The sequence below is a fragment of the Rhizobium sp. FG113 genome (assembly GCF_057809895.1).
Map to the genome: position 1 here is coordinate 11435 of NZ_JBMDKV010000019.1, position 26341 is coordinate 37775.

Annotated in this window: 27 protein-coding genes; 12 read left to right on the forward strand and 15 right to left on the reverse strand. The window is 63.4% G+C overall.

What is annotated here, in order from left to right; all coding sequences use genetic code 11:
- Window positions 1–355 precede the first annotated feature (355 nt).
- From mnhG to ACODTZ_RS29495, 8 genes are all read right to left on the reverse strand, one after another.
- Window positions 356–688: a monovalent cation/H(+) antiporter subunit G gene (gene mnhG, locus ACODTZ_RS29460; RefSeq protein WP_018901191.1), complete on the reverse strand. Its 333-nt coding sequence runs from the start codon at window positions 686–688 to the stop codon at window positions 356–358.
- Window positions 685–1107 (reverse strand): cation:proton antiporter, encoded by a 423-nt coding sequence (locus ACODTZ_RS29465; RefSeq protein ID WP_489030046.1) that lies wholly within the window; start codon window positions 1105–1107, stop codon window positions 685–687. Before ACODTZ_RS29465 ends, mnhG begins: the two co-directional genes overlap by 4 nt.
- Window positions 1104–1577: a Na+/H+ antiporter subunit E gene (locus ACODTZ_RS29470; protein WP_489030048.1), complete on the reverse strand. Its 474-nt coding sequence runs from the start codon at window positions 1575–1577 to the stop codon at window positions 1104–1106. Before ACODTZ_RS29470 ends, ACODTZ_RS29465 begins: the two co-directional genes overlap by 4 nt.
- Window positions 1574–3133 carry a Na+/H+ antiporter subunit D gene (locus tag ACODTZ_RS29475; protein WP_489030050.1) on the reverse strand — a complete coding sequence of 520 codons (1560 nt, stop codon included), beginning with the start codon at window positions 3131–3133 and terminating at the stop codon, window positions 1574–1576. The genes ACODTZ_RS29470 and ACODTZ_RS29475 overlap by 4 nt, the downstream gene beginning before the upstream one ends.
- 299 nt (window positions 3134–3432) lie before the next feature.
- A complete protein-coding gene (locus ACODTZ_RS29480) occupies window positions 3433–3810 on the reverse strand; it encodes a Na+/H+ antiporter subunit C (protein WP_112983264.1) in 378 nt (125 codons plus the stop codon).
- Window positions 3810–4229 carry a Na(+)/H(+) antiporter subunit B gene (locus tag ACODTZ_RS29485; protein ID WP_489030052.1) on the reverse strand — a complete coding sequence of 140 codons (420 nt, stop codon included), beginning with the start codon at window positions 4227–4229 and terminating at the stop codon, window positions 3810–3812. Before ACODTZ_RS29485 ends, ACODTZ_RS29480 begins: the two co-directional genes overlap by 1 nt.
- Window positions 4226–6604 (reverse strand): putative monovalent cation/H+ antiporter subunit A, encoded by a 2379-nt coding sequence (locus ACODTZ_RS29490; protein WP_489030054.1) that lies wholly within the window; start codon window positions 6602–6604, stop codon window positions 4226–4228. Before ACODTZ_RS29490 ends, ACODTZ_RS29485 begins: the two co-directional genes overlap by 4 nt.
- A gap of 152 nt (window positions 6605–6756) precedes the next feature.
- Complete coding sequence (locus ACODTZ_RS29495; RefSeq protein ID WP_489030056.1) at window positions 6757–6972, reverse strand: hypothetical protein; 216 nt, start codon at window positions 6970–6972, stop codon at window positions 6757–6759.
- Between the two features lie 204 nt (window positions 6973–7176).
- Between ACODTZ_RS29495 and ACODTZ_RS29500 the strand changes: the two genes are divergently transcribed.
- The 3 genes from ACODTZ_RS29500 (at window position 7177) to msrB (ending at window position 9063) form a co-directional block, all read left to right on the forward strand.
- Window positions 7177–7989, forward strand: a complete 813-nt coding sequence (locus ACODTZ_RS29500) for a class I SAM-dependent methyltransferase (protein WP_489030058.1) — start codon at window positions 7177–7179, stop codon at window positions 7987–7989.
- An 85-nt stretch (window positions 7990–8074) separates the two neighbouring features.
- Entirely contained in the window at window positions 8075–8521 is a 447-nt protein-coding gene (locus ACODTZ_RS29505; protein ID WP_489030060.1) for an HIT family protein, read from the forward strand.
- A gap of 131 nt (window positions 8522–8652) precedes the next feature.
- Window positions 8653–9063, forward strand: coding sequence for a peptide-methionine (R)-S-oxide reductase MsrB (msrB, locus tag ACODTZ_RS29510; RefSeq protein WP_018901181.1), 411 nt, complete (start codon window positions 8653–8655; stop codon window positions 9061–9063).
- 688 nt (window positions 9064–9751) lie between these two features.
- Here msrB and ACODTZ_RS29515 read toward each other — a convergent pair.
- Complete coding sequence (locus ACODTZ_RS29515; protein ID WP_489030063.1) at window positions 9752–10258, reverse strand: GNAT family N-acetyltransferase; 507 nt, start codon at window positions 10256–10258, stop codon at window positions 9752–9754.
- A 26-nt stretch (window positions 10259–10284) separates the two neighbouring features.
- Here ACODTZ_RS29515 and ACODTZ_RS29520 point away from each other — a divergent pair, with 26 nt between their 5' ends.
- Window positions 10285–10851 carry a helix-turn-helix domain-containing protein gene (locus tag ACODTZ_RS29520; RefSeq protein ID WP_489030065.1) on the forward strand — a complete coding sequence of 189 codons (567 nt, stop codon included), beginning with the start codon at window positions 10285–10287 and terminating at the stop codon, window positions 10849–10851.
- A gap of 13 nt (window positions 10852–10864) precedes the next feature.
- Here ACODTZ_RS29520 and trhA read toward each other — a convergent pair whose 3' ends face one another.
- Complete coding sequence (gene trhA, locus ACODTZ_RS29525) at window positions 10865–11536, reverse strand: PAQR family membrane homeostasis protein TrhA (protein ID WP_018901178.1); 672 nt, start codon at window positions 11534–11536, stop codon at window positions 10865–10867.
- A 147-nt stretch (window positions 11537–11683) separates the two neighbouring features.
- Window positions 11684–12103 (reverse strand): universal stress protein, encoded by a 420-nt coding sequence (locus ACODTZ_RS29530; RefSeq protein ID WP_413396408.1) that lies wholly within the window; start codon window positions 12101–12103, stop codon window positions 11684–11686.
- Between the two features lie 245 nt (window positions 12104–12348).
- On the opposite strand from ACODTZ_RS29530, the gene ACODTZ_RS29535 reads away from it, so the two are divergent.
- A complete protein-coding gene (locus tag ACODTZ_RS29535; protein ID WP_489030067.1) occupies window positions 12349–13305 on the forward strand; it encodes a VOC family protein in 957 nt (318 codons plus the stop codon).
- Window positions 13306–13368: 63 nt separating this feature from the next.
- Here ACODTZ_RS29535 and ACODTZ_RS29540 read toward each other — a convergent pair whose 3' ends face one another.
- The gene (locus tag ACODTZ_RS29540; RefSeq protein WP_489030069.1) at window positions 13369–14295 is read right to left on the reverse strand and encodes a LysR family transcriptional regulator; all 927 of its coding nucleotides are present in this window, start codon (window positions 14293–14295) and stop codon (window positions 13369–13371) included.
- Window positions 14296–14523: 228 nt separating this feature from the next.
- Here ACODTZ_RS29540 and ACODTZ_RS29545 point away from each other — a divergent pair, with 228 nt between their 5' ends.
- The 3 genes from ACODTZ_RS29545 (at window position 14524) to ACODTZ_RS29555 (ending at window position 18700) form a co-directional block, all read left to right on the forward strand.
- Entirely contained in the window at window positions 14524–16035 is a 1512-nt protein-coding gene (locus tag ACODTZ_RS29545; protein ID WP_489030208.1) for an MFS transporter, read from the forward strand.
- A gap of 201 nt (window positions 16036–16236) precedes the next feature.
- Entirely contained in the window at window positions 16237–17403 is a 1167-nt protein-coding gene (locus ACODTZ_RS29550; RefSeq protein WP_112983252.1) for an AI-2E family transporter, read from the forward strand.
- Between the two features lie 7 nt (window positions 17404–17410).
- Window positions 17411–18700: an NAD(P)/FAD-dependent oxidoreductase gene (locus ACODTZ_RS29555; protein ID WP_489030072.1), complete on the forward strand. Its 1290-nt coding sequence runs from the start codon at window positions 17411–17413 to the stop codon at window positions 18698–18700.
- A 301-nt stretch (window positions 18701–19001) separates the two neighbouring features.
- Here ACODTZ_RS29555 and ACODTZ_RS29560 read toward each other — a convergent pair whose 3' ends face one another.
- Window positions 19002–19901, reverse strand: coding sequence for a polysaccharide deacetylase family protein (locus tag ACODTZ_RS29560; protein WP_489030073.1), 900 nt, complete (start codon window positions 19899–19901; stop codon window positions 19002–19004).
- Between the two features lie 148 nt (window positions 19902–20049).
- The gene (locus ACODTZ_RS29565) at window positions 20050–20373 is read right to left on the reverse strand and encodes a winged helix-turn-helix transcriptional regulator (RefSeq protein ID WP_489030210.1); all 324 of its coding nucleotides are present in this window, start codon (window positions 20371–20373) and stop codon (window positions 20050–20052) included.
- 200 nt (window positions 20374–20573) lie between these two features.
- Here ACODTZ_RS29565 and ACODTZ_RS29570 point away from each other — a divergent pair, with 200 nt between their 5' ends.
- Window positions 20574–21692, forward strand: a complete 1119-nt coding sequence (locus ACODTZ_RS29570; protein WP_489030074.1) for an NADH:flavin oxidoreductase — start codon at window positions 20574–20576, stop codon at window positions 21690–21692.
- A gap of 84 nt (window positions 21693–21776) precedes the next feature.
- Here ACODTZ_RS29570 and ACODTZ_RS29575 read toward each other — a convergent pair whose 3' ends face one another.
- A complete protein-coding gene (locus ACODTZ_RS29575; protein ID WP_018902520.1) occupies window positions 21777–22181 on the reverse strand; it encodes a DUF930 domain-containing protein in 405 nt (134 codons plus the stop codon).
- Between the two features lie 282 nt (window positions 22182–22463).
- Here ACODTZ_RS29575 and ACODTZ_RS29580 point away from each other — a divergent pair, with 282 nt between their 5' ends.
- The 3 genes from ACODTZ_RS29580 to ACODTZ_RS29590 all read left to right on the forward strand — a co-directional run bounded on the left by ACODTZ_RS29580 (window position 22464) and on the right by ACODTZ_RS29590 (window position 26338).
- On the forward strand, window positions 22464–24572 hold the full coding sequence (locus ACODTZ_RS29580) for a S9 family peptidase (protein ID WP_489030076.1): 2109 nt from the start codon (window positions 22464–22466) through the stop codon (window positions 24570–24572).
- Window positions 24573–24781: 209 nt separating this feature from the next.
- Window positions 24782–25303: a DUF1697 domain-containing protein gene (locus ACODTZ_RS29585; RefSeq protein ID WP_489030078.1), complete on the forward strand. Its 522-nt coding sequence runs from the start codon at window positions 24782–24784 to the stop codon at window positions 25301–25303.
- A gap of 90 nt (window positions 25304–25393) precedes the next feature.
- Window positions 25394–26338 (forward strand): homocysteine S-methyltransferase family protein, encoded by a 945-nt coding sequence (locus tag ACODTZ_RS29590; protein ID WP_489030080.1) that lies wholly within the window; start codon window positions 25394–25396, stop codon window positions 26336–26338.
- Window positions 26339–26341: the final 3 nt, after the last annotated feature.

Here is a 26341-nt window from a genome sequence, read left to right on the forward strand (position 1 = left end):
TCTGCGGCTACATGTTTCGAAAAACTGAAATCCACCCCTAGATTCCTGAGGCCGAAACCCGTTCTTATACTGCCTGATCTTGCATTAGTACGCACACACCCGCACACGACCCTCAATTAAACATTGAAATTCAAAGCGACCGAGGAATTATGCAATGTGATTCTAATTCAATATCAGAACTCTACTTGAGCATCAATTATCACCGTTTTGCGAAAACGCCAATTAATATTTCATATATATCTGTCAAAAAACGCCTCTATCCCAAGAATTAATATAGCGCGAAGGAAACATTAATCATCCTCACATCTGCTTAAAACTGCAAAAAACTGCTTAAAATCTTGAATATATAGCACTCTTACCTTTCAAGAAGATCGTCGCGCACCGAAGGCGGTAACAGACGATAACCTGTCTTGTGTGCCGCCCTGGCCAAGAGATGAGCGGCCACCGGTGCCGTCAGTATAAAAAACACGAAACCAGCAAGCGAACGTGCAAATACGGCGATTTCTCCTGATTCGATCCCGGCCGCAAATAATAACAGACCCGAGCCAACCGTTCCGGCTTTCGACGCGGCGTGCATACGCGTGTATAAATCCGGCAGTCTGACTATACCAAGAGCGGCCACCAGCGCGAAAAGCGCGCCCGACAAAAGCAGCACGGAAACGACGATGGCGGTGATGTAGTCCATCATGTCCTGTCCTTCTTCGTCTTGCGCGCGGGCGCGGTCTTGATCTTTAACTTGGCATCGCTCTTCACCTTCGCATCGGGCTTTTTCGAGGCCGGGCGGACGGTTTTATCCGTTTGCGCCGCCATCGGTCCAGCCGAAGCGGGCCGCGGGCCGCGCGACAGAACGAAGCGGGCGAAGGCGACGGTGGCGAGAAAGCCGACAAGGCCGAGCGAGATGGCGATATCGATATAGAGCGCAAAGCCCGTCTTGACCGCGACGACGGCAAGGAAGCCGATCGCCGTGCCGGACAGCGTATCGAGCGCCAGGATGCGATCCGGCAGGGTCGGCCCGACGATGACCCGCCAGGATGCGACGAGGAAGGTGACGGCGAGGATCACAAGCGCCACGGATGCGGTAGTGGAGACGATCGCGTCGGGTGTCATCGAAACGCCTCCATGATCTTGCGCTCGAAGCCATCGGCGATGACGCGCCTGATCGCATCCGGATCGGCGCAATCGAGCGCATGGACGTAGAGCGTCTTATGGTCGTCGGAGACATCGACCGAGAGCGTTCCCGGCGTCAGCGTGATCATGTTGGCGAGCAGCGTGATTTCGAAATCACGGTCGACGGTGAGCGGAAAGGCGAAGATGCCGGGCTTCAGGTTCATCTCAGGGCTGAGCACCGTCGTTGCCACCTTGATGGCGGACATTGCGAGCTCCTTGATGAACAGCAGCGCCAGCGAGGTGATCGCCCAGAGACGCCAGAGATAGGCCTTGCTGCCGAAGGGTTCACGCACGAGGAAGAGCGCCAGCGCGCCGAGCGCGAAGCCGAGGACGAGATTGTGAGCCGAGGTGCTGCCGCTGAGTGCGGCCCAGGCGATCGCCAGCAGGAGATTGAGAAGCAAGGCGATCATGGCGCGACGCCTCCCGGGAAGACGGATTCGATATAGGGATAGGGGTCGGTGAGTTCGGTGGCGACGGATTGCGTCAGCGCCAGCAGACGCTCCGGCAGCAAGCCGAAGCCGACGATGAAGGCGGTCAGAAGCAGGAGCGGCAGCATCGTCCGCCAGCCGGTGGAAACATGGGTTTCGGCGCTTTCAGTGGCCGGGCGCCAATAGGCGAGCAGGAAGACGCGGCCGAATCCGATCGTCGTCAGGAAGCCGCTGACCAGCACGGCGGCCGCCAGCCACCAGGCGCCGACATCGAGCGAGGACTTCACCAGGATGAGCTTCGGCCAGAAGCCGGAGAACGGCGGCAGGCCGCAGGCAGCGAAGAAGAGAATGAGCGAGATGGCGGCGAAGAGGCCATTGCGGCGATAGAGCCCACCCAGCCTCGTCAGCGAGAAACTGCCGCCGAGAAAGGCCATCTGGCCGGCCGCGAGATAGAGTGCCGTCATCAGCAGCATCGAATGCAGCGCATAGAAGACGGTGCCGGACAGTGCGCCTGTTGTGCCGATGGCAATGCCGATCAGCATGTTGCCGATGCCTGATATGACGACATAGCCGAGCAGCTTTCTCACATCGTCCTGCGCCAGCGCGCCGAGCGCGCCGAGAATGGCGGTGGCGGCACCGGTGATGGCGATCAGCAGGCTGAGCTCCTCGCGCTCCAGCGGCAGCAGCACCACCAGCACGCGGATCAACGAGTAGATGCCGACCTTGGTGAGCAGGCCGGCAAAGAGTGCCGACACGACGATGCGCGGGGTGTGATAGGAGGCAGGCAGCCAGAAATTGACCGGAAAGGCGGCCGCCTTCATCGCGAAGGCCAAGAGGAAGAGGGCTGCCAGCGTCGTCAGCGGCGCGGTTTCGCTGAGTTCGCCTGCCTTGCTGGCGATATCGGCCATGTTGAGCGTGCCGAAGATGGCATAGAGAATGCCGACCGCGATCAGGAACAGCGTGGTGCCGAGGAGATTGAGGACGGCATATTTCATCGCGCCGTCGATCTGCTTGCGCTCCGAGCCCAGGATCAGCAGGCCGAAGGACGAGATCAGCAGCACCTCGAACCAGACGTAGAGATTGAAGACGTCGCCGGTGAGAAACGCGCCGGTGACGCCGGCCATCAGCATCATCAAGAACGGGAAGAAGCCGTAGCGCCGGTTAGTGTCGTCGATATCGGAGAGCGCGTGTATGCTGCCTGCCAGTGCGGCGATCGCTGCCGTCAGCGCCATGACGGCGGAGAGCGTGTCGACGGTGAACGCGATGCCGAAGGGCGGCAGCCAGCGGCCCATCACCATGGTGAGCGGGCCATCGGCCATGACCTTGACGAGGAGTGCGGCGTCGAGGGCGACGAGCAGCGCGAGGCCGGGGATGGCGAGCGAGGCTTGAAGGCGGACGGAGCCGCGGGCCATCAGGAGGATGGCGCCGAGCGTGATGCAGAGCGCGACCGGGGCGATGACGAGCCAGTGGGCGATCGGCACGGGGGATGTGACGAGGGCCGCGGAGAGGTCGGGGATGGTTTGGGTGGGGGTGGCCATTTAGGGGGTGGCCTCGCATAGGCGTGGTGCGGGTGCTCTTGGGCGTGGTGCGGGGATGCCCCGCTTCGTCGACGGTGCTGCCGCTGAAGAGTGCGGTGCAGGCAGTCGGCGTGGTGCGGATACACCCCCCTCTGCCCTGCCGGGCATCTCCCCCACAAGGGGGGAGATTGGCTGGGCGTAACCGCTCGCTCCACTCTCATTGTTTGGGGATGCCGTCACAACGAGTCGATCTCCCCCCTTGTGGGGGAGATGCCCGGCAGGGCAGAGGGGGGTAACCCACGGCATAACACCAGCCATCATCAATACCCCACCGGCGGCAACGTCGGTTCATCGGGCTCGGCCACCCGCATCTCGTCGGTGTTGTCAGTGCCGATGTCCTGATAGGCGCGATAAGTCAGCACCAGAAGAAAAGCCAGCAGCGAAAAGGAGATGACGATCGCCGTCAGGATCAGCGCCTGCGGCAGCGGGTTGGCGGCCCCCGATGGCAGCGCGTCGAGGCCGTCGGGGATGATCGGCGGTACTTCGCGGGTGAGCCGACCTGATGTGAAGAGCAGGAGGTTGACGGCGTTGCCGAGGATGGCGATGCCCAGCATGATGCGGATCGAGAATTTCGACAGCATCAGATAGACGGCGGCGGTGAAGAACAGGCCGACGAGGATGGCGAAAAGCGGCTCCATCATTCGACCTCCCGCTCTTCCAGCGACAGCGCGATCGAGGTGACCGCGCCGACCACGACGAGATAGACGCCGATATCGAACAGCATGACCGATGACAGCGGCACCTCGACGCCGGCAATCCTGGGATAGATCCAGAGGCCGGTCATGAAGGGCACGGCGAACAGGATCGAGATGAGGCCGGCCAGAGAGGACATTAAGAGGCCGGCGCCTGCGATCGACAGCGGGTGGAAGACGATGGCGCGACGCACGGCGCCGGTGCCCCTGATGATGCCGAAGATCGCCAGCGCGGACGCCGCGATCAGCCCGCCTATGAAGCCGCCGCCGGGCTCATTATGGCCGCGCAGCAGCACGAAGACGGAGAAGAGCAGCATCAGTGCGGTAAGCACGGGGGCGATGGTGCGAGCGATAAGCGTGTTCATGGGCGCTCCACTCCGAGGTCATCGGGCGCATCGGGGTCGTTTGCCGCGAGCTTGCGCTCGGCCCCTGCCCGGACACGGATCAGCGCCAGGATGGCAAGGCCGGTCATGGCGACGACGGCGATCTCGCCGAGCGTATCGGTGCCGCGGAAATCGACGATGATGACGTTCACGACATTGGCGCCGTGGGCGATGGTTTTCGAATAGGTATTGAAGAAATCGCTGAGCGTGGCGCTGAACGGCGCTTCGGTCGCCTTCATCAGCAGCAGCGTCAGACCCGTACCGCAGGCGAGCGCCACCGCGCCGTCGAAGAGCATCTGGCGAAGAGGGCGCGGGTCGGTGTGCGATAGGCGCAGCCGCGTCATGACCAGCGCGAGGATGACGACCGATAGCGTCTCGACCATGAACTGGGTGAAGGCGAGATCGGGGGCGCCGAAGAGCAGGAAGATGAGGGCGACGGCAAAGCCCTGGATGCCGAGCGAGACGATGGCGGTCAGCCGGTCGCGGGCGATGATGACGGCGACGAGCCCGATGACGGCGAGCAGGAAGACGCCCCATTCATGAATCTGCACGCCCGCCGGCCACGCCGGCAGCGAAGGCCCCTCGCCGAACAGCCAGAGCGGCAGAATGAGGATGGCGGCGACCGCGAGGAAGGTGCAGGTCACGTAGATCTCCAGCCGGCCGGGCTGCAGGATGCGGGTGATGCGCACGGAGAGGGAGACGAGGCCCGATATGGCATTGTCGAAGCCCTGATCCGGCCCCGGCCCCAATCTCTGCAACAGCGCCGCCATCAGCGCGCGGGCACGATCGAGCTGCCAGTAGACGGCGATGCCAAGCGCGATGGTGAAGAGCGACAGGAGCAGCGGCAGCCCGATATGTGGGGCGAGCGAGCTCTCGATCGTGGTGGCCGCCCCCTTGACGGACGAGGCCATGGGCGAGGAGACGAAGTGGTTGGTCGTTGCCGAAAACAGGGCGGCGAGAAGGCCGAGCAAGGCGAGCACGGCGGGGCCGAGCCACAGAAGCGGCGGGGCCTCGTGCGGGTGCTTCGGCGTTTCGACCGGGGCGCCGAGGAAGGGTTTCAGGGCGACGGCGAAGGCGATGGCGAACATCAGCACGTTGGCGGCGATCACCAGGACAGCAAAGAGGATCGAGCGCGGATCGCCATGGGCAAGGGCCGCGTAGATCTCCTCCTTGGCGAGGAAGCCAGCGAACGGCGGCAGGCCGCCCATCGAGAGGGCAGCGGCAAGCGCAATCGCGAAGGTGAGCGGCATTGCCGTTCTCAACCCTCTGAGGCGGGTGACGTCGCGGGTGCCGGTCTCGTGGTCGATGATCCCCGACACCATGAACAGCGCGCCTTTGAAAAGCGCGTGGGCGACCAGATAGAGCACCGCCGCCTCGATGGCGTAATCGGAACCGAAGCCGGTCAAGAGAACCAGCAGGCCGAGCGAGGAGACAGTGGTGTAGGCGAGTTTCAGCTTCAGATCGGTCTTGCGGATGGCAAGCAGCGCGCCGACAACAAGCGTGACGCCGCCGAAGAGCGGCAGGATGAACATCCAGGGTGTTGTGCCGCCCATGACGGGATTGAGGCGCATCAAGAGATAGACGCCGGCTTTGACCATGGTCGCCGAATGCAGATAGGCCGAAACCGGCGTCGGCGCTTCCATGGCGTTGGGCAGCCAAGCATGAAACGGATATTGCGCCGACTTGGTGAAGGCGCCGCCGAGAATGAGCAGCAGGATCGGCATGTAATAGGGGTTGGCGCGCAAGAGATCGCCCGATTGCAGCAGCACCGAGAGCTCGGACGCGCCTGTCGTGCTCCAGATCATCAACAGGCCGGCCAGCAACAACAATCCGCCGCCACCGGTGATGACCAGCGCCTGCAGAGCGGCTCGGCGCGAGGCCTCGCGGCGGTGATCGAAGCCGATCAGCAGGAAGGAGGTGATCGATGTCAGTTCCCAGAAGACGAAGAGCATCAGGAAGTTGTCGGAGACGACAAGACCGAGCATTGCGCCCATGAACAGGAAGATGAAGGAGAAGAAGCGGCCGAGATCGGGATGGCCCTTGAGGTAGCCGCCGGCATAGAGAACGACCAGCGTGCCGATGCCTGATATCAACAGCGCGAAGGTGACCGACAGACCGTCGAGCATCCAGGCGAAATCGAGATTGAGGCTCGGCGCCCAGGCATACCCGCCGCGAATGACGGTTCCGGCGGCGATTTCGGGCAGAAGGCTTGCGAAGCGAAGGAAAGCGAGAAGCGGCGCGAGCGCCAGCAGCCAGGCGGCATTGTGGCCGAATGCGCGGACGAGAAACGGTGCAAGGACGGCGCCAAGAAATGGCAGACACAGTGCCGCAAACGTCAATGCCGTGCCATCGGCCATCCGCTCTCCTTTTACCCTTGAAGACCCCGAATCCGAAACAAATCAGATGCCTCAGGTTTAGAAGAAGAGCGCCGCCATCTCAAGCTAGATCGGCCAAATGAGGGTTTGGACGCATCGCGCGCGGGGACGGATGGCGGCGCAAAGAGGATTGATCAGCCGGCTCTCGTGAGACGCGGCAGGCGTCTTGGCGCGAGCAGCGTGTGCAGAATGAAGGCGGCAAGCAGCAGCGGCCAGAGCGAACAAGCGGCGAGGCCAAAGCCACGCGCCAGCGTCCATCCGCCCCTGACGGCCCAGCCTTCGAGCGCCGTCATCAGCATGAAGACGCTCGAGATCGCGCAATAGGCGCTGACTACAATGGTATCACTCATTTCAGCATCCCCCGATGCTCGATTTTCATCAAGTATAGCCAGGATCAGGGGCGACATTAGCTGGCTCTTATGATGAGCCGGCGTTCATCCGAACGGGCGATGCGACGAAGGGCGCGATAACCGCGCTTGAGACGAGCGGGAGACGGCGTTTCGTGGTAGTCTCCTCGCAATAGCAAATGCCAATCATCAAGGGAGGATGAGGCGATGCTGGAAGCGGACAAGATCTTTGCCGGCTCCGTTCCGGAAAATTACGACCGCCATATGGTGCCGCTGATTTTCGCATCCTATGCCGCCGACCTGGCGCGGCGGGCCGCCGCCCTGAAGCCGAAGGCGGTGCTCGAGATCGCGGCCGGCACCGGCGCCGTGACCCGGGCGCTGGCGCCACTGCTCCCACCCGGCGCGACCTATATCGCGACCGATCTCAACCAGGCCATGCTCGACTATGCCCGCTTGCACCAGCCGGCCGAGGATCGTGTCGTCTGGCGACAAGCCGATGCCATGGCGCTGCCCTTCCAGGATGCGAGTTTCGACCTCGTGTGCTGCCAGTTCGGGGCGATGTTCTTTCCGGACCGACCGGCCGCCTATCGCGAGGCACGGCGGGTGCTCAAGCCAGGCGGGCGGCTTCTGTTCAGCGTCTGGGACCGGATCGACACGAACGTGTTCGCCGACGACGTGACCAAGGCGCTCGCCACCGTGTTTCCCGACGACCCGCCACGTTTCGCCGAGCGTACGCCGCACGGCTATCACGACCGCAACCAGATCCGCGACGACCTCGCGCGCGCCGGATTCAAGGAGATCGAGATCGACACCCGCCCCGATATCAGCCGCGCGCCATCGGCCCGCGAGGTCGCTGTCGCCTATTGCCAGGGAACGCCTTTGCGCGGCGAGATCGAGGCGCGGAACCCTGCGAAGCTTGAGGCCGCGACCAAGGCGGCGGAGGCGGCGCTTGCGAGCAAGCACGGCAACGGCGAGATCGCCGCCAAGATCCAGGCGCATGTGATTTTGGCTTCGGGGTAGGTTTGCATCGTGCGGCCCATTGCGCGGCCAGACCTCTTCTGATCATAGGAAGATTCAAACGGAATCAATCCTTTAGGGAATCGCAATGAACCTTATAGAAGAGCGCGTGGCGATGGCGCGGGCGGGCACCAACCCTTATGTGATCTGCCGCATGCGTTCCGGCTGGCTTGTCATCGGCGATGTGCAGCCGCTGCCGGGCTACTGCCTGCTGCTGGCGGATCCCGTCGTGCCGAGCCTCAACGATCTCTCTCCCGAAGCGCGTGCGGCCTTTCTCGGCGACATGGCGCTGGCGGGCGACGCGCTGCTTTCCGCTACCGGTTGCGCCCGGGTGAACTACGAGATCTGGGGCAATGCGGAGCCTGCGCTGCACGCGCATATCATGCCACGCTATCTGACCGAGCCCGAGGACAAGCGCCACCGCCCGGCCTGCATGGGCTATTCGTGGAGCGAAGCAGCAAAATCGGGCGATGGCGAGGCCGCGCTGGTCGCCACGCTGCGAGCGTATATCGAGGCGCACGGGGCTGTGGTTTGATCGACACGGCGGCCGCGAACTCGACCGTCGGACGTCAGCGGTCCCTTGATCGTTCGCGTCAACAGCACCACATTCTCGAAGAAATCAAAACACACTCGCCGCAAGCCACAGCTGCGTGAAAGGAGCACTCCATGGCCGATACGACGATCGCCAAGGTTCACAAGACCGATGCCGAATGGAAGGAACAGCTCACCCCCGAGCAGTACCGCATCACCCGTCAGCACGGCACCGAACGGGCCTTTACCGGACCCTACTGGGATTCATTCGAAACGGGGCTCTACAGCTGTGTGTGCTGCGACGCGCCGCTGTTTCGTTCCGACACCAAATTCGACGCCGGCTGCGGCTGGCCGAGCTATTTCGAGGCGGTTTCGCCCGAGGCGGTGACCGAATATCGCGATACCAGCCACGGCATGGTGCGCACCGAGATCCGCTGCGGCAATTGCGAGGCCCATCTCGGCCACGTCTTCCCCGACGGCCCACCGCCAACAGGCCTGCGCTACTGCATCAACGGTCACTCGATGGTGTTTACGCCGGACAAGTGATGGCGATGCCTCCTGTTTATCCACTGGCGTTCAGTCCGTTGCAGCGTGCTTAGATCCTCGGGACGAGCCCGAGGATGACGTCGAGAGGGAGGAAACGCTGGTGTTTCAATGGGTTGCCGGATCGTAGCTCCATCGCTTCATTGGTTTCCTGACGCCAGCCACATACTCAGCCGTCATGCTCGGCCTTGTGCCGAGTATCTAAGCACGTCTCCCGGAATGCAACGGTGATGGTGCTTTCGACGGTCGCCCCTGAGATGCCGCCATGCATACCGGGTGATCCACTCACGTCCAGCCCGTTGCGGCGTGCTTAGATCCTCGGGACGAGCCCGAGGATGACGCCGAGAGCGAGGAAACATTGGCGTTTCAATGGGTTGCCGGGTCGAGGCTCCGCCGTTTCGATCATTTACTGACGCCGGCCACACACTCCGCCGTCATGCTCGGCCTTGTGCCGAGTATCTAAGCACGTCTCCCGGAGTGCAACGGTGATGGTGCTTTCGACGGGCGCCTATGCGATGCCGGCGCGCCTACCGGGTGATCCACTCACGTCCAGCCCGTTGCGGCGTGGTTAGATCCTCGGGACGAGCCCGAGGATGACGTCGCGAGGGAGGAAATGCTGGGTTTTTCAATGGGTTGACAGATAGCCCACCGGTTCAATGGCCTGCCGACACCTCACCAACACACGCCGCCGTCAGCCTGGCACCCGCAGCTCCATGAACGTCAGGTCCAGCCAGCGGCCGAACTTGATGCCGACTTCGTGGAAGGTGCCGCCGTTGCGGAAGCCTAGTTTTTCGTGCAGCGCGATGGAGGCCTGGTTGCCGGCTTCGATGCCGGCGATCATGACGTGGATGCCGTTTTCGCCGGCGCGCTTGATCAGTGCCGTCATCAGTTGCTTGCCGATGCCGGCGCCCTGGTGGTCCTTTTCGACATAGACGGAATGCTCGACCGTGTGGCGGAAGCCCTCGAAGGCGCGCCAGTCGCCGTAGGAGGCATAGCCGGCGATCTTGCCGTCCTTCTCGGCGACCAGAACGGGGAAGCCGCGGGCGCGGCGCATGGCGAACCATTCGCGGCGGTTGTCGAGATCGACCACCGTCTCGTTCCAGATCGCCGTCGTGTGCTCCACCGCGTGATTGTAGATATCGCGGATCGCGGCCAGATCGGCTTCGGTGGCGTCGCGGATGAGGGTGGGTTGCGTCATGATGGTCTATCCACTATAAATTCACTATGTCCACTATATCAGACAATTTCGATCGCTGTCTAGGCGATCGCGTCCGCGCCGAGCGGGAATTGCGGGGATGGTCGCTGAGCGACCTCGCCGACCACTCCGGCGTATCGCGGGCGATGATCCACAAGGTGGAGCGCGGCGAAAGCAGCCCGACGGCCTCGCTTTTGGGCAAGCTCTGCGGCGCCTTCGGGCTGACGGTGTCGTCGCTGATCGCGCGCGCCGAGGCGGGCAGCCAGCGGCTGAGCCGGCGCGAAGACCAGCCGCTTTGGACCGATCCGGAGACCGGATATACGCGGCGGCACGTGTCGCCGGATGGTAGCCCGTTCGATATTGTCGAGGTTGCACTGCCCTCAGGCGCCCGCGTCGCCTACCCGGCCGCATCCTTCGTGTTTCTCAGGCAATGCATCTGGGTGACCGAGGGGGCGCTCACCTTCGTCGAGGGCGAGATGGTGCATGCGCTGAAGACGGGCGACTGCCTGTTGCTCGGCCCGGCGGTGGATTGCGAATTCCGCAACGACAGCCGTGAGACCTGCCGCTATGTGGTGACGCTGACGAAGACTGGATGAATGTTGGTCGGCGTCACGCCGGGCTCATGCTGAAGCAGGTGAGCACCGCGGTGTAATGGACCGCCGCAGCGGCGACGACGAAGCCGTGCCAGATGGCGTTCTGGAAGCGCAGCTTTTCCCAGACGTGGAAGATCACGCCCAGCGAATAGATGATGCCGCCGATGACGATCAGGAGCATCGAGGCATAGGGGATGCGCTCGGCGACAGGCCCCGCGACCATGACGCCGCTCCAGCCCATAGCGAGATAGAGCAGGATCGCCAGACGGTCGTAGCGGCCGGGGAAGACGCATTTCAGGAACACGCCCATGAAGGCCACTGCCCAGATGCCGATGAGCATGCCGAGAAGTAGAGGGTTGTCGGCGCCGCGCTCGAGAAAGGGCGTGTAGGTGGCGGCGATCAGGATGAAGATCGAGGAATGGTCGAGCCGGCGCAGGAACCACTTGGTGCGCGAGACCGGCCAGGCATTGTAGGAAAACGAGATGCCGAGCGTCAGCACCAGGCCGAGGCTGTAGATCCAGGCGGCGGCGAGTTCGCCATGGGAGGACCAGACGGTGGCGTAGAAGATCAGCACGGTAGCACCGACCAGCGCGAGCGCCAGCCCGATGCCGTGGACGATGCCATCGGCGATCAGCTCGTATTTGTCATAAGCCCAGCGGATGCCGTTGAACTCGCCCATGCAGACCATGCCCCATTCGTTAGGCCGGGATCGTCGCATCGAAATGGTTTGCGCGCAACACAAGTGCTGTCTCGGGAGAATAAATCTTCGTGAACCGGATGAGACGGGAGGCCGTGGCAGCCTCCCGCATCTCCGCCTCCCTTTTATAGCTTGCGCTCACGCCTTGCGACGATCGACCAGCACCGAGCATTTGGCGTGGCGCACGACGCGGTCGGCGGTGGCGCCGATGAAATAGTTGCTGAAATCGGGCATGTGCGAGGAGAGGATGATGAGGTCGGCCTGGTTGGCCTCGGCCGAGGCGATAATGCCGCTGGCTGGGCGGCCGTGGCTGATCTCGACCTTGGCGGGAATGCCGGTGCTGACGATCAGGCCCTGCAGCTTCTCCTCAGCATCCTTGGCAGCGTTTTCGATCAGGTCGACGGGGATATCGACGCCGAGATAGGTCGGGATGTCCTCGACGACGTTGAGCAGGATGATCTCGCCGCCGCTATCGAGCAGCGAGGCGGCCTTGCGGAAGGTCATGTCCCCGTTTGCGAGCGCGCCGATTTCGACCGCGACGATGATCTTCCTGTACATGATGCAACTCCTCTATGACTGCATTTAATGGTGACAATATCCTCCTGAAATACATATGGCGCTTTGATTGAGATCAAGCTGGCAGCTCGATCGGGATCAAGCCGGTAGCTCGATCGGGATCAAGATCATGCGCGGAAGTCGTCAATGGATATCGAACGCTTCATCGTCAAAAACGGGACTTCAGTGAACAATCGCGATGCGCCATATAGGATGCAAGTACAGCGGCCAGAGGACCCATCACACGCATGCACCGGCGAAACTTCCTTGGCATCGCTACAGGCAGCATCCTTGCTGCCGGCGCCGGTACGCCCTCCTTATCCCGGGCAGGAGACCCTAAGATGACCACCACACAGACTTCCTACGCGCTGACGCGCCCTGCCTATGTCGATCACTCGCATCTCGTCGTGACCGACCTCCCCACCGTTTCGGCCTTCTACCAGTCGATGCTCGGGCTGAAGGTTATCGAGAAGACGGCGAGCGGCGAAGTGCTTGGCGTCGGCGAAACGCCGCTTTTGACGCTGACGACGGGCAAGGATGTGCGCACCGCGCCGCGCAATGCCGCCGGCCTCTTCCACACCGCCTTCCTGATGCCATCACGCGTCGAGCTGGCGCGCTGGCTGCGCCATGCCGCGCACAACAATGTGGTTCTCGACGGCGCGTCCGACCATCTGGTCAGCGAGGCGATCTATCTCTCCGACCCCGAGGGCAACGGCATCGAGATCTATTCCGACCGCTCGCCGATGCAATGGAAATTCCATCAGGACGGACAGGTGGAGATGGCGACGCACCGGCTCGACCTGCAGGCACTCTATGAGAGCGCGCCTGATGATACGTGGACCGGCATGGCCGATGGCTCGGCGATCGGCCATATCCATCTGCAGGTCGGCAATATTCCCGAGGCCGACCAGTTCTATCGCGACGTGCTCGGCCTGAAGATCATGGCGCGCTATCCGGGCGCCAGCTTCTTTGCCACCGGCGACTACCACCACCATGTCGCCGCCAACATCTGGAACAGCCGAGGCGCGGGTGCGCGCACCGAGGCGATGACCGGGCTTTCCGACTACGCGCTGCGCTTCAACGATACCGCGGCCCTCGACAAGGCCGTCGCCAAGCTCGACGAACTCGAGATCAAGAGCGAGAAGCGCGACGGCGGCGTGTTCCTGCGCGATCCCTGGGGGATCGGGCTGACGCTGTCGGCGTAAGTTCCTCTCCAAGGATGCCAGTTACAGCGCCCACCTTTCGGTGGGCGTTTCGCATTCAAACCCTCACGTCGGCCATGCCGGCGCGGCGGGGCTTTCGAAGTGGTCGGCGAAGAGGGTTTCGGTGAGGTAATCGACCAGCACGCGGACCTTGGGCGACAGATGCCGGTTCGAGGGCCAGAGCATGTGGAACTGGCCGGGGCCGTCGATATGATCGTCGAGCACGGTGCGCAGCCGACCTTCCGCCAGCCGCCGCCTTGCCAGGAAATCCGGCATGCAGCCGATGCCGAGGCCGGCCTCCACCGCGCCGCCCAACGCTTCCATGTTGTTGCAGACGAGCAGGCTGCGGAGCGCCAGTTCCGGCGCGCCTGATGGCATGGAAAGCGGCCAATCCTGCAGCTTGCCGCTGTTGGGAAAGCGAAATCTGATGGCGGCGTGGCCGGCGAGATCCTGCGGGGTCTTCGGCGTGCCGTGCGTCTCCAGATAATCCGGCGCGGCGCAGAGCAGCATGCGGAACGGCCGCAGCGCCCGCGACATCAACCGGGAATCCTGCAAATGACCGCTGCGGATCGCCACATCGACGCCCTCGTCGATCAGATCGACAATGCGGTCGTTGAAATCAAGATCGAGCTCCACTTCGGGATAGAGGCGGACGAAGCCGGGGACGACCGGCAGCAGAAGGTGATAGCTGACCAATGGCAGGCTGAGGCGCAGACGGCCGCGCGGGGTAGCGACGGCTGCCGCCAGCGAGGCCTGCGCATCCTCGAGATCGTCAAGCACGCGGCGGCAGCGCTCGTGGAACAGCCGCCCCTCCTCCGTCAGCCTTATGCTGCGCGTCGAGCGTTGGAAGAGCCGCACGCCGACCTGCCGCTCCAGCGTCGTCACCGCCTTGCCGACGGCGGACGCCGACAGGCCGAGCACGCGCCCGGCGGCGACGAAGCTGCCGAGATCGGCGGTTTTCACGAAGGCCGACAAGCCGCTGAGCTGATCCATATTGCGCTTTCCACGCTCCCTATTCGAGCGAATTTTTCCATGATGAACGGTATCATAGGCCACTTATCGCGATATTGAAGCGAATTTATCTTGTCTGTGCATTCGGCGATAGGCCTCCCGCTATCGCCGCGCTTCACCTTTCACACAGGCGGATTTCTCATGACACGACAACTCTCGACACCGCTCGGCGCCGCCGGCGCAAGCCAGGCCGGCAACATCAGGAAGATCATGGCGCTGATCGGCATTTGCGCTGCCGCGGCCGCCATGCCGCTCACCTTTACCGGGCCGGCGGTGGCGCTGCCGGCGATCAGCCGCGATCTCGGCGGCAGCCCGATCGCGCTCAACTGGGTGACCAATGCCTTCATGCTGACCTTCGGCAGCAGCCTGATGGCATCAGGTGCGCTCGCCGACAGCTATGGCCGCAAGCGCATCTTTCTCATGGGTCTCGTTGCCTTCCTCATGTTTTCCGCAGGCCTCGCCTTCGCCCCCGATATCGTCTGGTTCGACATGCTAAGAGCGTTGCAGGGCATGGGTGCGGCAGCCGCCTTTTCCGGCGGCATGGCGGCGCTGGCGCAGGAGTTCGGGGGCAATGCGCGGATGCGCGCCTTCAGCATCGTCGGCTCCAGCTTCGGCGTCGGCCTCGCCTTCGGGCCGATCGCCTCAGGCCTGATGGTCGACAGCTTCGGCTGGCCGGCGATCTTCGCGCTGGTCGTGGGGTTGGGCACGATCGCCTTTGTGCTCGCCTCCATCTTCCTGCACGAGACGAGCGACCCGGAGGCCAAGGGGCTCGACTGGGCGGGTGCGGTAAGCTTCACGCTGGCATTGGCGCTGTTCACCTACGGCGTGCTGCTGGCGCCGGAGAATGGCTGGGGCAGTGTTTCAGTCGTGGCGCTGCTCGTCGCCTCGGCCGCACTGTTGGCCGGCTTCTGGCTGATCGAGCGGAGGACGGCGCGGCCGATGCTCGACCTGACGCTGTTTCGCTATCCACGCTTCGTTGGCGTGCAGCTTCTGGCCGCCGCACCGGCTTACGCCTTCGTGGTGCTGCTCATCCTGCTTCCCGTGCGCTTCGTCGGCGTCGATGGCATGAGCGAGGTCGGCGCCGGGCAGATGATGATCGCGCTATCCGGCCCGTTGCTGGTGCTGCCCGTCGTCGCCGGCCTTTTGACGCGCTGGTTTACGGCGGCCGTCATCTGCGGCGTCGGGCTGCTGATCGCGGCCGGTGGGCTGTTCTGGCTGTCGACCATTCCGGCGGGCGTGCCGGCCTCGCAGCCGCTTCTTCTGATCGGGCCGCTTCTGACGATCGGCATCGGCATCAGCCTGCCCTGGGGCCTCATGGACGGGCTTGCCGTCAGCGTCGTGCCGAAGGAACGGGCCGGCATGGCGACGGGGATTTTCAGCACGACGCGCGTTGCCGGCGAAGGGGTGGCGCTCGCCATCGTCAGCGCGGTGCTTTCGGCGCTGGTTGGCGCCCGGCTTGGATCAGGTCTTGGTGGGTCAGGTGAAGAGGCGGCGCGGGCGGCGCAGCGGCTGGTGACCGGCGATCTTGGCGCGGCGGTGGCAGTGATGCCTCAGATAGGGCGCGAGGCGCTGGCGCTGAACTACGCGCAGGCCTTCAGCACGCTGCTGATCCTCTTGGCGAGCATCACCATTTTCACTGCGGTCGTGGTGGTGGCGTTTCTCGGCCGCAAGGAGCAGGAGACGGCCCCGGAAGCCGCCGTTTGTGACAGTCCGGCGGGCTGACATATCGGATCTGGCAGGGCCGCGGCGGTGCTCCGATCGGGCACGAAACGCAGCGGCCCTGCCTCCCCGCCGTTGCGTGGCGCAAGATGCGCCTCAGATGCGGCGAGAATTCGGCATTCCCGCTTTGACACAGGCGGAACCGGAATGAGTTTCGCGGCGTTCTAGGTGCGAAGCACAGGGGCTTCCGGGGAACGACAATTCATGGGTATTGCCAACGGCATTCGCAAACAGGCGAGCAAGATCGCGATCGGAGAGCGGCGGGTCAGTTCATGGGCGAAAAACATGACTGACGCAGAGGAAGCCATAATACAGGCGCCGGTGCGGCGGCTGGAGAAGGATGGCCTAGACATTTCAATGGCCTGGGCGATCATCGGCATCTTCGTGATCCTCGCTCTCTCGGCCGTCTACATGATGTCGCTGGTCCTGATCCCGCTGACGCTTGCCATTGTCGTCGGCATGATCCTCGGGATGCTGGCGGAGAAGCTGACGAAGCTCGGCGTGCCCCGCATCACCAACGCCGTAATCCTGTCCTCGGCCGTAGCGCTCATCATCTTCCTCGTCGCCAATTCGCTTGCAGGGCCGCTGACGACGCTTGCCAACGAGGGACCCGACTTTGCCGAGAAGACGGCGAACCGGCTGATGCCCTATCTCGAGCGCATCAAGTGGCTGCATATCACGCCCGAGACGTTCCAGAGCGGCCCAATGTCGGCAGAGAAGCTGCTGGAAAATACCGGCAACGTCCTTCATCTCGTGACAGCGAACCTGACGCCGGCCCTGGTGCAGGCGCTGATCTTCTTCGCCGCACTTCTGCTCTTCCTGATGGGCCGCGTCAGCCTGCGCAAGTCGATCATCATGGTGTTTCGCGAGCGCTCGCAGCGGCTTGCGGCCATCCGCGTCATCAGCAGCGTCGAGCAGGTGCTCGGCTTCTATTTCGCCACCGCCTCCGTCATCTATGCCTGCCTCGGCGTCGTCATGACCATCATCGCCTATGCCGGCGGGTTGCCGTCGCCGGTGCTCTGGGGCTTCTTCGCGTTTCTCTCGAGCTTCATCCCTTATCTCGGGATCACCATGATGACGCTCGCGATCGCGATTGCCGGCATCATCACGCATGATGCGCTCGTCGTCGGGCTGATCCCGGCAGCGGCGTTCTTTACCGTCCACCTGCTGATGGAAAACCTGATCTTCCCGGCGGTGATGGGACGGCGGCTGGAGATCAATGCCTTCGTGGTGTTCCTCGCCATTCTGTTCTGGACCTGGATGTGGGGCGCCGTCGGCGCTATGCTGGCGCTGCCCTTGTCGCTGATCGTCATGACCATCATCGACGAGCTGTTCATCGAAGAAAAGCAGCAGCCGCAACTGCCGAAGTGAGGCCGCCATGTCCGAGATAGAGCTGAAAAGCCTGAGCCAGGATCGATTGACCAGCGGCCGCTCGCCATGGGGCAACGGCGTCAGCCGCCCCGTTTTCGCGCCGCTCGCCGATCATCTGCAGGTCGATGCCCTTGTCATCGGCGGCGGCGTGACCGGCGCGCTGATGGGCCAGCATCTGGCCGAGCGCGGCATGTCGGTTGCGATCGTCGACCGCGAGCATCCGGGGCTCGGGAGCACAGCCGCCAGCACCGCGATGCTGCAATGGGAGATCGACAAGACCCTGACGGAGCTCGAGCAATTCTACGGCTTCGAGCGCGCCGTCGGCATCTACAGGCGCAGTGCGGCGGCCGTTTCCGGCCTCGCCAAGCTGATTGCCGCCTACCGCATCGACTGCGCCTTCCAGCCGCGCCGGTCGCTTTATCTCGCCAGGAACCACGAGGGCGCGCGCGATCTTGCGGTTGAGGCCGAACTCAGGCAGCGCGCCGGGCTTCCGAGCCGCTATCTCGAACATTGCGATCTCTTCACCGAATTCGAGATCGACCGCGACGCCGGCATCCTCTCGCGCGGCTCGGCGGAGGCCGATCCGCTGCTGCTCACATGGGCGCTGCTGCGGATGGCAGCGAAGGATAGCGCGCGGCTCATCGATGCGTCCGTGACGCGGCTGCACAGCGAGGGCAACCGGGTGACGGCGGAGACCGACGGCGGCTTCGTGATCGAAGCGAAGACGGCGGTGCTCGCCACCGGCTACAGCCTGCCCGATATCGCGATGCCGAAGCTGCACCGCACGACGTCGAGCTGGGCAATGGCGACCGTGCCGCAGGAGCCGGGCACGCTGTGGCGCGACCAGGCACTGATCTGGGAGGACAGCCACCCCTATCTCTACATGCGCACCACGCATGACGGCCGCATCGTGGTCGGCGGCGAGGATGACGACACGGTCGATCCGGCGGCACGCGACGCCAAGGCGCCGGAGAAGATCATGACGATCCGCGAGAAGATGAAACTGATCTGGCCCCGCGCCGACACCCGCGTCGCCACCGCCTGGTGCGGCACCTTTGGCGAAACGGCGGATGGGTTGCCGCTGATCGGGCCAGTGCCTTCATTGCCGCATGTCTTTGGGGCTTATGGTTATGGCGGGAACGGGATTACGTTCTCGTATCTGGCGACGCAGGTGATCGGGGCGATGATGTCGGGGACGTATCGCGATTGGTTTGATGATTTTGCGATGGATCGGGATGGGCCGGGCGGTGGTTCGCGGCGGGATGAGGTGGCAAGGGTGGAGATGGTGGTGCGGTAGAGTGGGTTGGTGGGGCTTAGGTTGAGCCGGGTTGCTTCGTCGTTTCGTGTGTGTTGGGATATCCGCTCGCCAGGTTGTGCCGTGGGATACCCCCCTCTGCCCTGCCGGGCATCTCCCCCACAGGTGGGGAGATTGGCTGGGCTTGGCCGCTCGACCCAACCTTGAAGTTTGGTGGGGCGCTGGCCGCGAGTCGATCTCCCCCTTGTGGGGGAGATGTCCGGCAGGACAGAGGGGGGTAACACGCACTCGGATCTGGCGACCCGTGCTCCCGCGCCAAAGCTAATGCCAGTAGAGAGCCACCCTACTCCGTCGTATCATCATCCCCACGATCCTCGACATCCTGCAGCCGCACGAACTCCGTGCCCTTGGCCTTCAGATCGAGGATTGCCTTCGCGACCCCCTCGCCGGCGGCATGCGTCGGCTGGTTGATGTGGGAGATGACGACATCGCCGTCCTTGGCGGAGGAGATGCGTTTTTCCGTGATCGCGGCACCAAGAAGCGAGCCGCCGTCGCCGTTTACCGAGTAGCCGGCGATGCGGTAGCCCATGGCGCGGATCTGGGCGATCGAAGAGAGGTCGTATTTGGCGGTCGAGCCGCGGAACCAGCGGGGGGCCGGGATGCCGGAGGCGAGCATGGCGTCGGCGCCGCCCTGGACCTCGAGGCGCACGGCTTCCGGCGAACCGGCGGATGCGATGCCGTAGATCGACACCGGCTTGTCGACGGCGGGAATGTGGTTCTGGCCGTGATTTTCCAGTTCGAACAGATCGGGATTGGCGAGCATGACCTGCAGCGCTTGCGGGTTGTGCTTCAGCCAGCGGGCGGTGACGAAGATCGTTGCCGGGATGCGTTCAGACACCAGCACCGAGAGGATACGCTCGTCGGCCTTGCCCATGCAGGCGTCGAAGGTCAGCGCGACGCGGGCGTGGCCCTTGATCTCGGAGCGGGCGACGCGCAGGTGCGGCTCGACGAGCTTCGTGGATGATGTCTGCCTAGGCGGCGTCTGCTTGGGCGCAGGAGCCTTGGGCGCGGCCTTCGGGGTGGATTTCGGTGCCGTATCCGCAGTGCCAGCTTCCGACGAAGGCTGAACTACCGGTGCCGGCATCGTGGCTGCGACGACGGGCTGGATCGTCGCGGTTTGCCCGGCAGCGGCAATTGTGACCGGGGCAAGGAGCAGCACCGAGGTGAGGACGAGGTTTTTCATTGTGCCGGGACCGTGGAGTTCAAACCGAGTTCAGATGGCAGCAGCCGTATAGTGATCGCATCGGCCGCTTCCACGGCAAATTTACGGCCAGTTCGGCGCATTGCTGTTTCAGTCGATAAATAAGTAGCTGCCGCGCGGCAAGGCGTGATCAGCCGGCCGAACGTTCGTCGAAGGCGGTGCGGGCTTTTTCCACATCCGGCAGGTAATCGACCGTCCAGGCGTAGAGCGCCTTGAACGGCGTCTGCAGCGAACGCCCGAGCGGACTGATGCGGTATTCGACCGCAACAGGCGAGACGGGAATGACCTCGCGCGTCACCAGCCCGTTGCGCTCCAGGCGGCGCAGCGTCTGGGTCAGCGCCTTCTGGGTGATGCCGCCGAGCTGGCGCTTGATGGCGTTGAACCGAAGGGGCCCGCGATCGAGCACCGTCAGGATCATCATCGACCATTTGTCGGCGATCTGCTCGAACAACAGCCGGCTCGGGCAATCGACGGCGAAGCTCTGCTCGATCGCGTCGGGGCGGTCCGCCCGGCAATTGACGGGGGCTGCGATCGGCCGATGTTCGTTCATGGCGGTTTCCTCGATGCTACCTAGGCGCTCCGCAGTGCCTCATTGACACTAGGTATATAGAATATACTTAAGGCGCGCCACCTTTCTACAGGAGTTTGCCCGTAATGAATGCAGCTGACGTCAACGCGCTGTTTGCGCCGTTCAAGATCAAATCGCTCGACCTCAAGAACCGTATCGTCATGGCGCCGATGACGCGGACCTTTGCGCCGGAAGGCGTTCCGGGGGCCGATGTCGAGGCCTATTATCGCCGGCGCGCCGAAGACGGCGTCGGGCTGATCCTTTCGGAAGGCACCGTCATCGACCGGCCGGCGGCGAGCAACCATGAGCGCATTCCCTTCTTCCACGGCGAGAAGTCGCTTGCCGGCTGGAGCAAGGTGATCAAGACGGTTCACGACAAGGGCGGCAAGATGGGGCCGCAGATCTGGCATGTCGGCTCGGTCGCGCATCCGGCCGGCGACTGGCCGGCGAGCGGCGTCGAGAGCCCGTCCGGCCTGCTTGCGCCGGAAACGCCGCGCGGCGAAGCGATGAGCGACGAAGACATCGCCGACACGATCGCAGCCTATGCGCGGGCCGCCGCCGACGCCAAGCGGCTCGGCTTCGACACGTTCGAGATCCACGGCGCGCATGGCTATCTGATCGATCAGTTCTTCTGGGCCGGCACCAACAAGCGCACCGACCGCTATGGCGGCGCGACGCTGAAGGAGCGCGCCCGCTTCGCCGCCGAAGTGGTGAAGGCGATGCGCGAGGCCGTCGGTCCCGACTATCCGATCATCCTGCGTCTCAGCCAGTGGAAGCAGCAGGACTACAAGGCGCGGCTCGCCGAAACGCCCGACGCGATGACCGACTGGCTGATGCCGCTGGTGGAAGCCGGCGTGGATGTGCTGCACTGCTCGCAGCGCCGCTTCTGGGAGCCCGAATTCCCCGAGATCGACGGCGAACAGGGGCTGAATTTCGCCGGCTGGGCGAAGAAGCTCACGGGTGCGGCGACCATCAGCGTCGGCTCTGTCGGTCTTTCCGGCGATTTCATGGCGGCATTCGGCGGCGAGAGCTCGAGCGTCGTCGGGCTCGACAATCTGGTGCGGCGCATGGAGCGCGAGGAGTTCGACCTGATCGCCGTCGGCCGCGCGATCCTGAGCGATCCGCAATGGGTGACCAAGGTGCGCACCGGCGACAACGAGAACATGCGTCCGTTCACGGCAGCCGCCTTCGGCGAGCTGGTCTAGGCTCTCCAGCGACACGAATGCGAAACGGCGGCTCCATCAGGGCCGCCGTTTTGCTTTGGTCTGGACGAGAGGCTCTCAGGCTGCTCAGTCGTAGAGGTAATATTTGGTCCACTTATCGCGCGGAACCTTGTCGCCGATCTGGTAGCTCAGCTCACGCACATTGATGTGCTGCGGACCGGTGATGCAGCTGTAGGACAGGTGATACCAGTCGCCCTTGCTGCGGAAGACCGCGCCCGGGGCTTCCAGGCGGTCATCGCTCGGGACCGGGTCCTTGAAGGTATAGGCGATCACCTTGTCCGGCTTGTAGCCGGTCGCGTCCTTGTTGATGCGGCTCATCGCCTCGGTGTCGCAGCTCTGTTCGAGGCGCGTCGCGGGGTCGAGCTTTTCGAGCTGCTTCTTGATCGCGGGGTCGACGGCGAATGCGGTGGGTGCAAAGGCGGAGGCGGCAAGGCTGAGAGCGGTCAGAACGAGGGCGATACGTTTCGGCATTACTGAAGAAATCCTTTGCAAGCTCATTCCGGAATGCTGCGCGGCCGTTTCAGCAAGGGCAGCTTTGAAAGCCGCCCGGCCATGGCAGAATTCCGCACGATGGGAGCGGACTTTCTTAAATATTGTGGTCACATCAAGGCAAGATGAGGATTGCTTGGGTTTTGCACAATCACCATTCAGCGAGCGTCGCATGACACTCTTGCGCGTGGCTTTTGCCGCTTGATCGACAGCGCTTGCGTCTCTATCTCTTCACAACCTGAAATGCCGACCCCGGAGCTCCCCTTGTCCGTCTTCAAAGATCTGCCGAACCCGCCCGTTGCGCCGAAGAAGCCGCATTCCGATACGCGCCATGGCATCACCCGCACGGACGACTACGCCTGGCTGCGCGCCGACAACTGGCAGGCGATGTTCAAGGATCCCTCGATCCTCGACCCCGAGATCCGCAAGCATCTGGAGGCGGAAAACGCCTATATGAACGCGGCGATGGAAGACACCAAGCCGCTGCAGAAGACGCTGTTTGCCGAGATGCGCGGGCGCATCAAGGAAGACGACAGCTCGATCCCGATGAAGGACGGGCCTTTCGCCTACGGCACCTTCTTCGTGACCGGCGGCGAGCAGCCGCGCTATTTCCGCATTCCGCGCGACGCCGACATCAAGGATGAGAGCCAGCGCACCGTGCTGCTCGACGGCGACAAGGAAGCCGAGGGCAAGGCCTATTTCCGGCTGGCCGGCATCGATCATTCCACCGATCACGATCGCGGCATCTGGGGTTATGACGACAAGGGCTCGGAGTTCTACACGCTGAAGGTTCGCGACCTCACGACCGGCGAGGACCTGCCTGACCTCATCGAGAACACCGGCGGCGGCGGCGCCTGGGCGCCCGACGGCAAGAGCTTCTTCTACTCGGCGCTCGACGAGAACCATCGCCCGTCGAAGGTGTTCCACCACATCATCGGCACGCCGCAATCGGAAGACCGGCTGGTCTATGAGGAAGAGGATGCGGGCTTCTTCATGGGCGTCGGCGGCTCGCTGCTCGACGACTTCATCTTCATCGACATTCACGACCACGAGACCTCGGAATATCTCTTGATCCCGACCAGCGACCTCTCTGCCAAGCCAAAGATGGTGGCGGAGCGCCAGGAGGGTATCGAGTACACGCTGACCGAGGGCGGCGATGTGTTCTACATCCTGACCAACGACGGCGACGCCAAGGATTTCAAGATCATGGAAGCGCCGGTCGATAATCCAGGCAAGGAGAACTGGCGCGAGGTGGTGCCGCACAAGCCGGGCACGCTGATCATCAGCCACATGGCCTATGCCCGCCACCTGCTCTGGCTGGAGCGCAAGGACGGCCTGCCGCAGATCATGATCCGCGATCGGGCGACCGGCGAGGAGCACGCGATCGGCTTTGCGGAAGAGGCCTATTCGCTCGGCCTGCAGGGTGCTGCCGAATACGATAGCGACGTGATCCGCTTCTCCTACTCCTCGATGACCACGCCGTCGCAGCTCTACGACTACAACATGGTGACGCGCGAGCGCACGCTGCTGAAGACGCAGGAAGTGCCGTCGGGCCACAATATCGACGACTATGTCACCCGCCGCGTCTTCGCGCCTGGTTGGGATGGCGTCGAGGTGCCGGTGACGCTGCTTTACCGCAAGGACACCCCGCTCGACGGCTCCGCCCCCTGCCTGCTCTACGGCTACGGCGCCTATGGCGTGACCATTCCGGCGAGCTTCAACACCAACTGCCTGTCGCTCGTCGACCGCGGCTTCGTCTATGCCATCGCCCATATCCGCGGCGGCAAGGACAAAGGTTTTGCGTGGTACGAAGACGGCAAGATGGAGAAGAAGGCCAACACCTTCAAGGACTTCATCGCGGCGGCCGACCATCTGAATCAACAGAAGTTCACCTCCTACGCCAACATCATCGCCGAGGGCGGCTCGGCCGGCGGCATGCTGATGGGGGCGATCTCCAACATGGCGCCGGAAAAATTCGCCGGCGTCATCGCCGCCGTTCCCTTCGTCGACGTGTTGAACACCATGCTCGACGACACGCTGCCGCTGACCCCTCCGGAATGGCCCGAATGGGGCAACCCGATCGACAGCCGCGAGGAATACGACCAGATCGCCGCCTATTCGCCCTACGACAATGTCGAGGCCAAGCCCTACCCGCCGATCCTGGCGCTGAGCGGCCTGACCGACCCGCGCGTGACCTATTGGGAGCCGACCAAATGGGTGGCGAAGCTGCGTGACAAATCGACCAGCGGCGCGCCGGTGTTGCTGAAGACCAACATGGACGCCGGCCACGGCGGGGCGTCCGGGCGTTTTCAGCGCCTGGAAGAGGTTGCGTTTGAGTATGCGTTTGCGGTGAAGGTGGCGGGGAAGATGTGAGGATGGCGGGGTGCCGTGGGGTACCCCCCTCTGCCCTGCCGGGCATCTCCCCCACAAGGGGGGAGATCGGCCAGCGGTTAAGGTCTACGCAAGACAATCAAGGTTGGAGCGAGCGGGCGCCCCCAGCCAATCTCCCCACCTGTGGGGGAGATGTCCGGCAGGACAGAGGGGGGTAATTCTTGCTCCCCCGCCAACGCAAGGAGCCCCCAATGCCCGTCTACATCGGCCTGCTGCGCGCCATCAATGTCGGCGGCACCGGCAAGCTCCCCATGACGGAGCTGAAGGCGATCTGCGAGAAGCTCGGCTTCACCGACGTCAAGACCTATATCCAGAGCGGCAACGTGCTGTTTCGCGCAGACGCCAACGAGGCCGACGTCGCACGCGTATTGGATGACGCACTCGGCGAGCGACTGGGCAAGAAGCCAGGCGTGATGGTGCGCGGCCGCAAGGAGATGGAGGTGATCGTCGCCAAGGCGCCCTTCCCCGATGCCAAGCCGAGTTTTCTGCTCGTCAGCTTCCTGCCCGAGACTGCACCGAAGGATGCGCTCGACAGGATGGCGGCGCCTGACGGAGAGGAGGCTGTCGTCGATGGGCGGGAGATCTATGTGCACTATCCCATCGGTTCCGGAAAATCGAAACTCAAGCTGCCGGCGCTCAATGCCGGCACATCGCGCAATATCAATACCGTTCGCAAGCTCGCCGAAATGGCGGCCGAGATGGAAGATGGCTGAGACCCGCTTTACGGCGGCGGCGCATTATTTTAGTCTTCACTAAATCAATATGACATCGCATCTGTTTCCTGCTTGCCGGGAGGGACCGATATGGCGAAGTACAGAGCGCATCTGCCGCAGATCGACGGCGGGTTTTATGCGAGCGACGGGGGCATGGAGACGACCTTCATCTTTCACGACGGGATGGAGTTGCCGCATTTCGCCTCCTTCGTGATGGTTGACGACGAGGAAGGGCGGGACCGGTTGCTGGTTTATTATCGCCGCTATCTCGAGATCGCCCGCAAGCACCGCACCGGCTTCATCCTCGACACGCCGACATGGCGCGCCAATCCCGACTGGGGCGAGAAGCTCGGCTACGACGCCGAGGCGCTGCACCGGGTGAACCTGGCGGCGATCGAGCTGCTGCTCCCGCTTCGCGACAAATACGAAGAGCCGGGGCGGCCGATCGTGATCTCAGGGGCGATCGGGCCGCGTGGCGATGGCTACAAGGCGGGCAACATGAATGCCGCCGAGGCCGGGGATTATCACGGCGCGCAGATCAGAAGCTTCGCGGAAAGCGAGGCCGACATGGTGGCGGCCTATACGCTGACGAACATCGACGAGGCGATTGGCGTGGCGCGCGCGGCGGCGGCGAGCCATATGCCCTGCGCGATCTCGTTTACGGTGGAGACCGACGGCCGGCTGGTGACAGGGCGGAGCCTGCAGGATGCGATCGAGACCACGGATGCGGCGACCGGCGGCTCGCCCGCCTATTACATGATCAACTGCGCGCACCCGACGCATTTTGCAGGCGCGCTCGACGCGAACAGCGGCTGGACGCGGCGCATCGGTGGCCTGCGCGCCAATGCTTCGCGGATGAGCCATGCGGAACTCGACGAAAGCGAGACACTCGATGCCGGCGATCCCTCGGATCTCGGGGAGCGGTATCGGGTGCTGTTGCGCGATATGCCTGATATCAGGATCGTCGGTGGCTGTTGCGGCACCGATCACCGCCATGTGGCGGCGATCTGCGAGGCTTGCGTGCCGGCGGCCTGAGCC

Coding starts and splice junctions, on each gene's coding strand:
- mnhG (WP_018901191.1), bottom strand. CDS start 688: ATGATGGACTACATCACCGCCATCGTCGTTTCCGTGCTGCTTTTGTCG.
- ACODTZ_RS29465 (WP_489030046.1), bottom strand. CDS start 1,107: ATGACACCCGACGCGATCGTCTCCACTACCGCATCCGTGGCGCTTGTG.
- ACODTZ_RS29470 (WP_489030048.1), bottom strand. CDS start 1,577: ATGATCGCCTTGCTTCTCAATCTCCTGCTGGCGATCGCCTGGGCCGCA.
- ACODTZ_RS29475 (WP_489030050.1), bottom strand. CDS start 3,133: ATGGCCACCCCCACCCAAACCATCCCCGACCTCTCCGCGGCCCTCGTC.
- ACODTZ_RS29480 (WP_112983264.1), bottom strand. CDS start 3,810: ATGGAGCCGCTTTTCGCCATCCTCGTCGGCCTGTTCTTCACCGCCGCC.
- ACODTZ_RS29485 (WP_489030052.1), bottom strand. CDS start 4,229: ATGAACACGCTTATCGCTCGCACCATCGCCCCCGTGCTTACCGCACTG.
- ACODTZ_RS29490 (WP_489030054.1), bottom strand. CDS start 6,604: ATGGCCGATGGCACGGCATTGACGTTTGCGGCACTGTGTCTGCCATTT.
- ACODTZ_RS29495 (WP_489030056.1), bottom strand. CDS start 6,972: ATGAGTGATACCATTGTAGTCAGCGCCTATTGCGCGATCTCGAGCGTC.
- ACODTZ_RS29500 (WP_489030058.1), top strand. CDS start 7,177: ATGCTGGAAGCGGACAAGATCTTTGCCGGCTCCGTTCCGGAAAATTAC.
- ACODTZ_RS29505 (WP_489030060.1), top strand. CDS start 8,075: ATGAACCTTATAGAAGAGCGCGTGGCGATGGCGCGGGCGGGCACCAAC.
- msrB (WP_018901181.1), top strand. CDS start 8,653: ATGGCCGATACGACGATCGCCAAGGTTCACAAGACCGATGCCGAATGG.
- ACODTZ_RS29515 (WP_489030063.1), bottom strand. CDS start 10,258: ATGACGCAACCCACCCTCATCCGCGACGCCACCGAAGCCGATCTGGCC.
- ACODTZ_RS29520 (WP_489030065.1), top strand. CDS start 10,285: ATGTCCACTATATCAGACAATTTCGATCGCTGTCTAGGCGATCGCGTC.
- trhA (WP_018901178.1), bottom strand. CDS start 11,536: ATGGTCTGCATGGGCGAGTTCAACGGCATCCGCTGGGCTTATGACAAA.
- ACODTZ_RS29530 (WP_413396408.1), bottom strand. CDS start 12,103: ATGTACAGGAAGATCATCGTCGCGGTCGAAATCGGCGCGCTCGCAAAC.
- ACODTZ_RS29535 (WP_489030067.1), top strand. CDS start 12,349: ATGCACCGGCGAAACTTCCTTGGCATCGCTACAGGCAGCATCCTTGCT.
- ACODTZ_RS29540 (WP_489030069.1), bottom strand. CDS start 14,295: ATGGATCAGCTCAGCGGCTTGTCGGCCTTCGTGAAAACCGCCGATCTC.
- ACODTZ_RS29545 (WP_489030208.1), top strand. CDS start 14,524: ATGGCGCTGATCGGCATTTGCGCTGCCGCGGCCGCCATGCCGCTCACC.
- ACODTZ_RS29550 (WP_112983252.1), top strand. CDS start 16,237: ATGGGTATTGCCAACGGCATTCGCAAACAGGCGAGCAAGATCGCGATC.
- ACODTZ_RS29555 (WP_489030072.1), top strand. CDS start 17,411: ATGTCCGAGATAGAGCTGAAAAGCCTGAGCCAGGATCGATTGACCAGC.
- ACODTZ_RS29560 (WP_489030073.1), bottom strand. CDS start 19,901: ATGAAAAACCTCGTCCTCACCTCGGTGCTGCTCCTTGCCCCGGTCACA.
- ACODTZ_RS29570 (WP_489030074.1), top strand. CDS start 20,574: ATGAATGCAGCTGACGTCAACGCGCTGTTTGCGCCGTTCAAGATCAAA.
- ACODTZ_RS29575 (WP_018902520.1), bottom strand. CDS start 22,181: ATGCCGAAACGTATCGCCCTCGTTCTGACCGCTCTCAGCCTTGCCGCC.
- ACODTZ_RS29585 (WP_489030078.1), top strand. CDS start 24,782: ATGCCCGTCTACATCGGCCTGCTGCGCGCCATCAATGTCGGCGGCACC.
- ACODTZ_RS29590 (WP_489030080.1), top strand. CDS start 25,394: ATGGCGAAGTACAGAGCGCATCTGCCGCAGATCGACGGCGGGTTTTAT.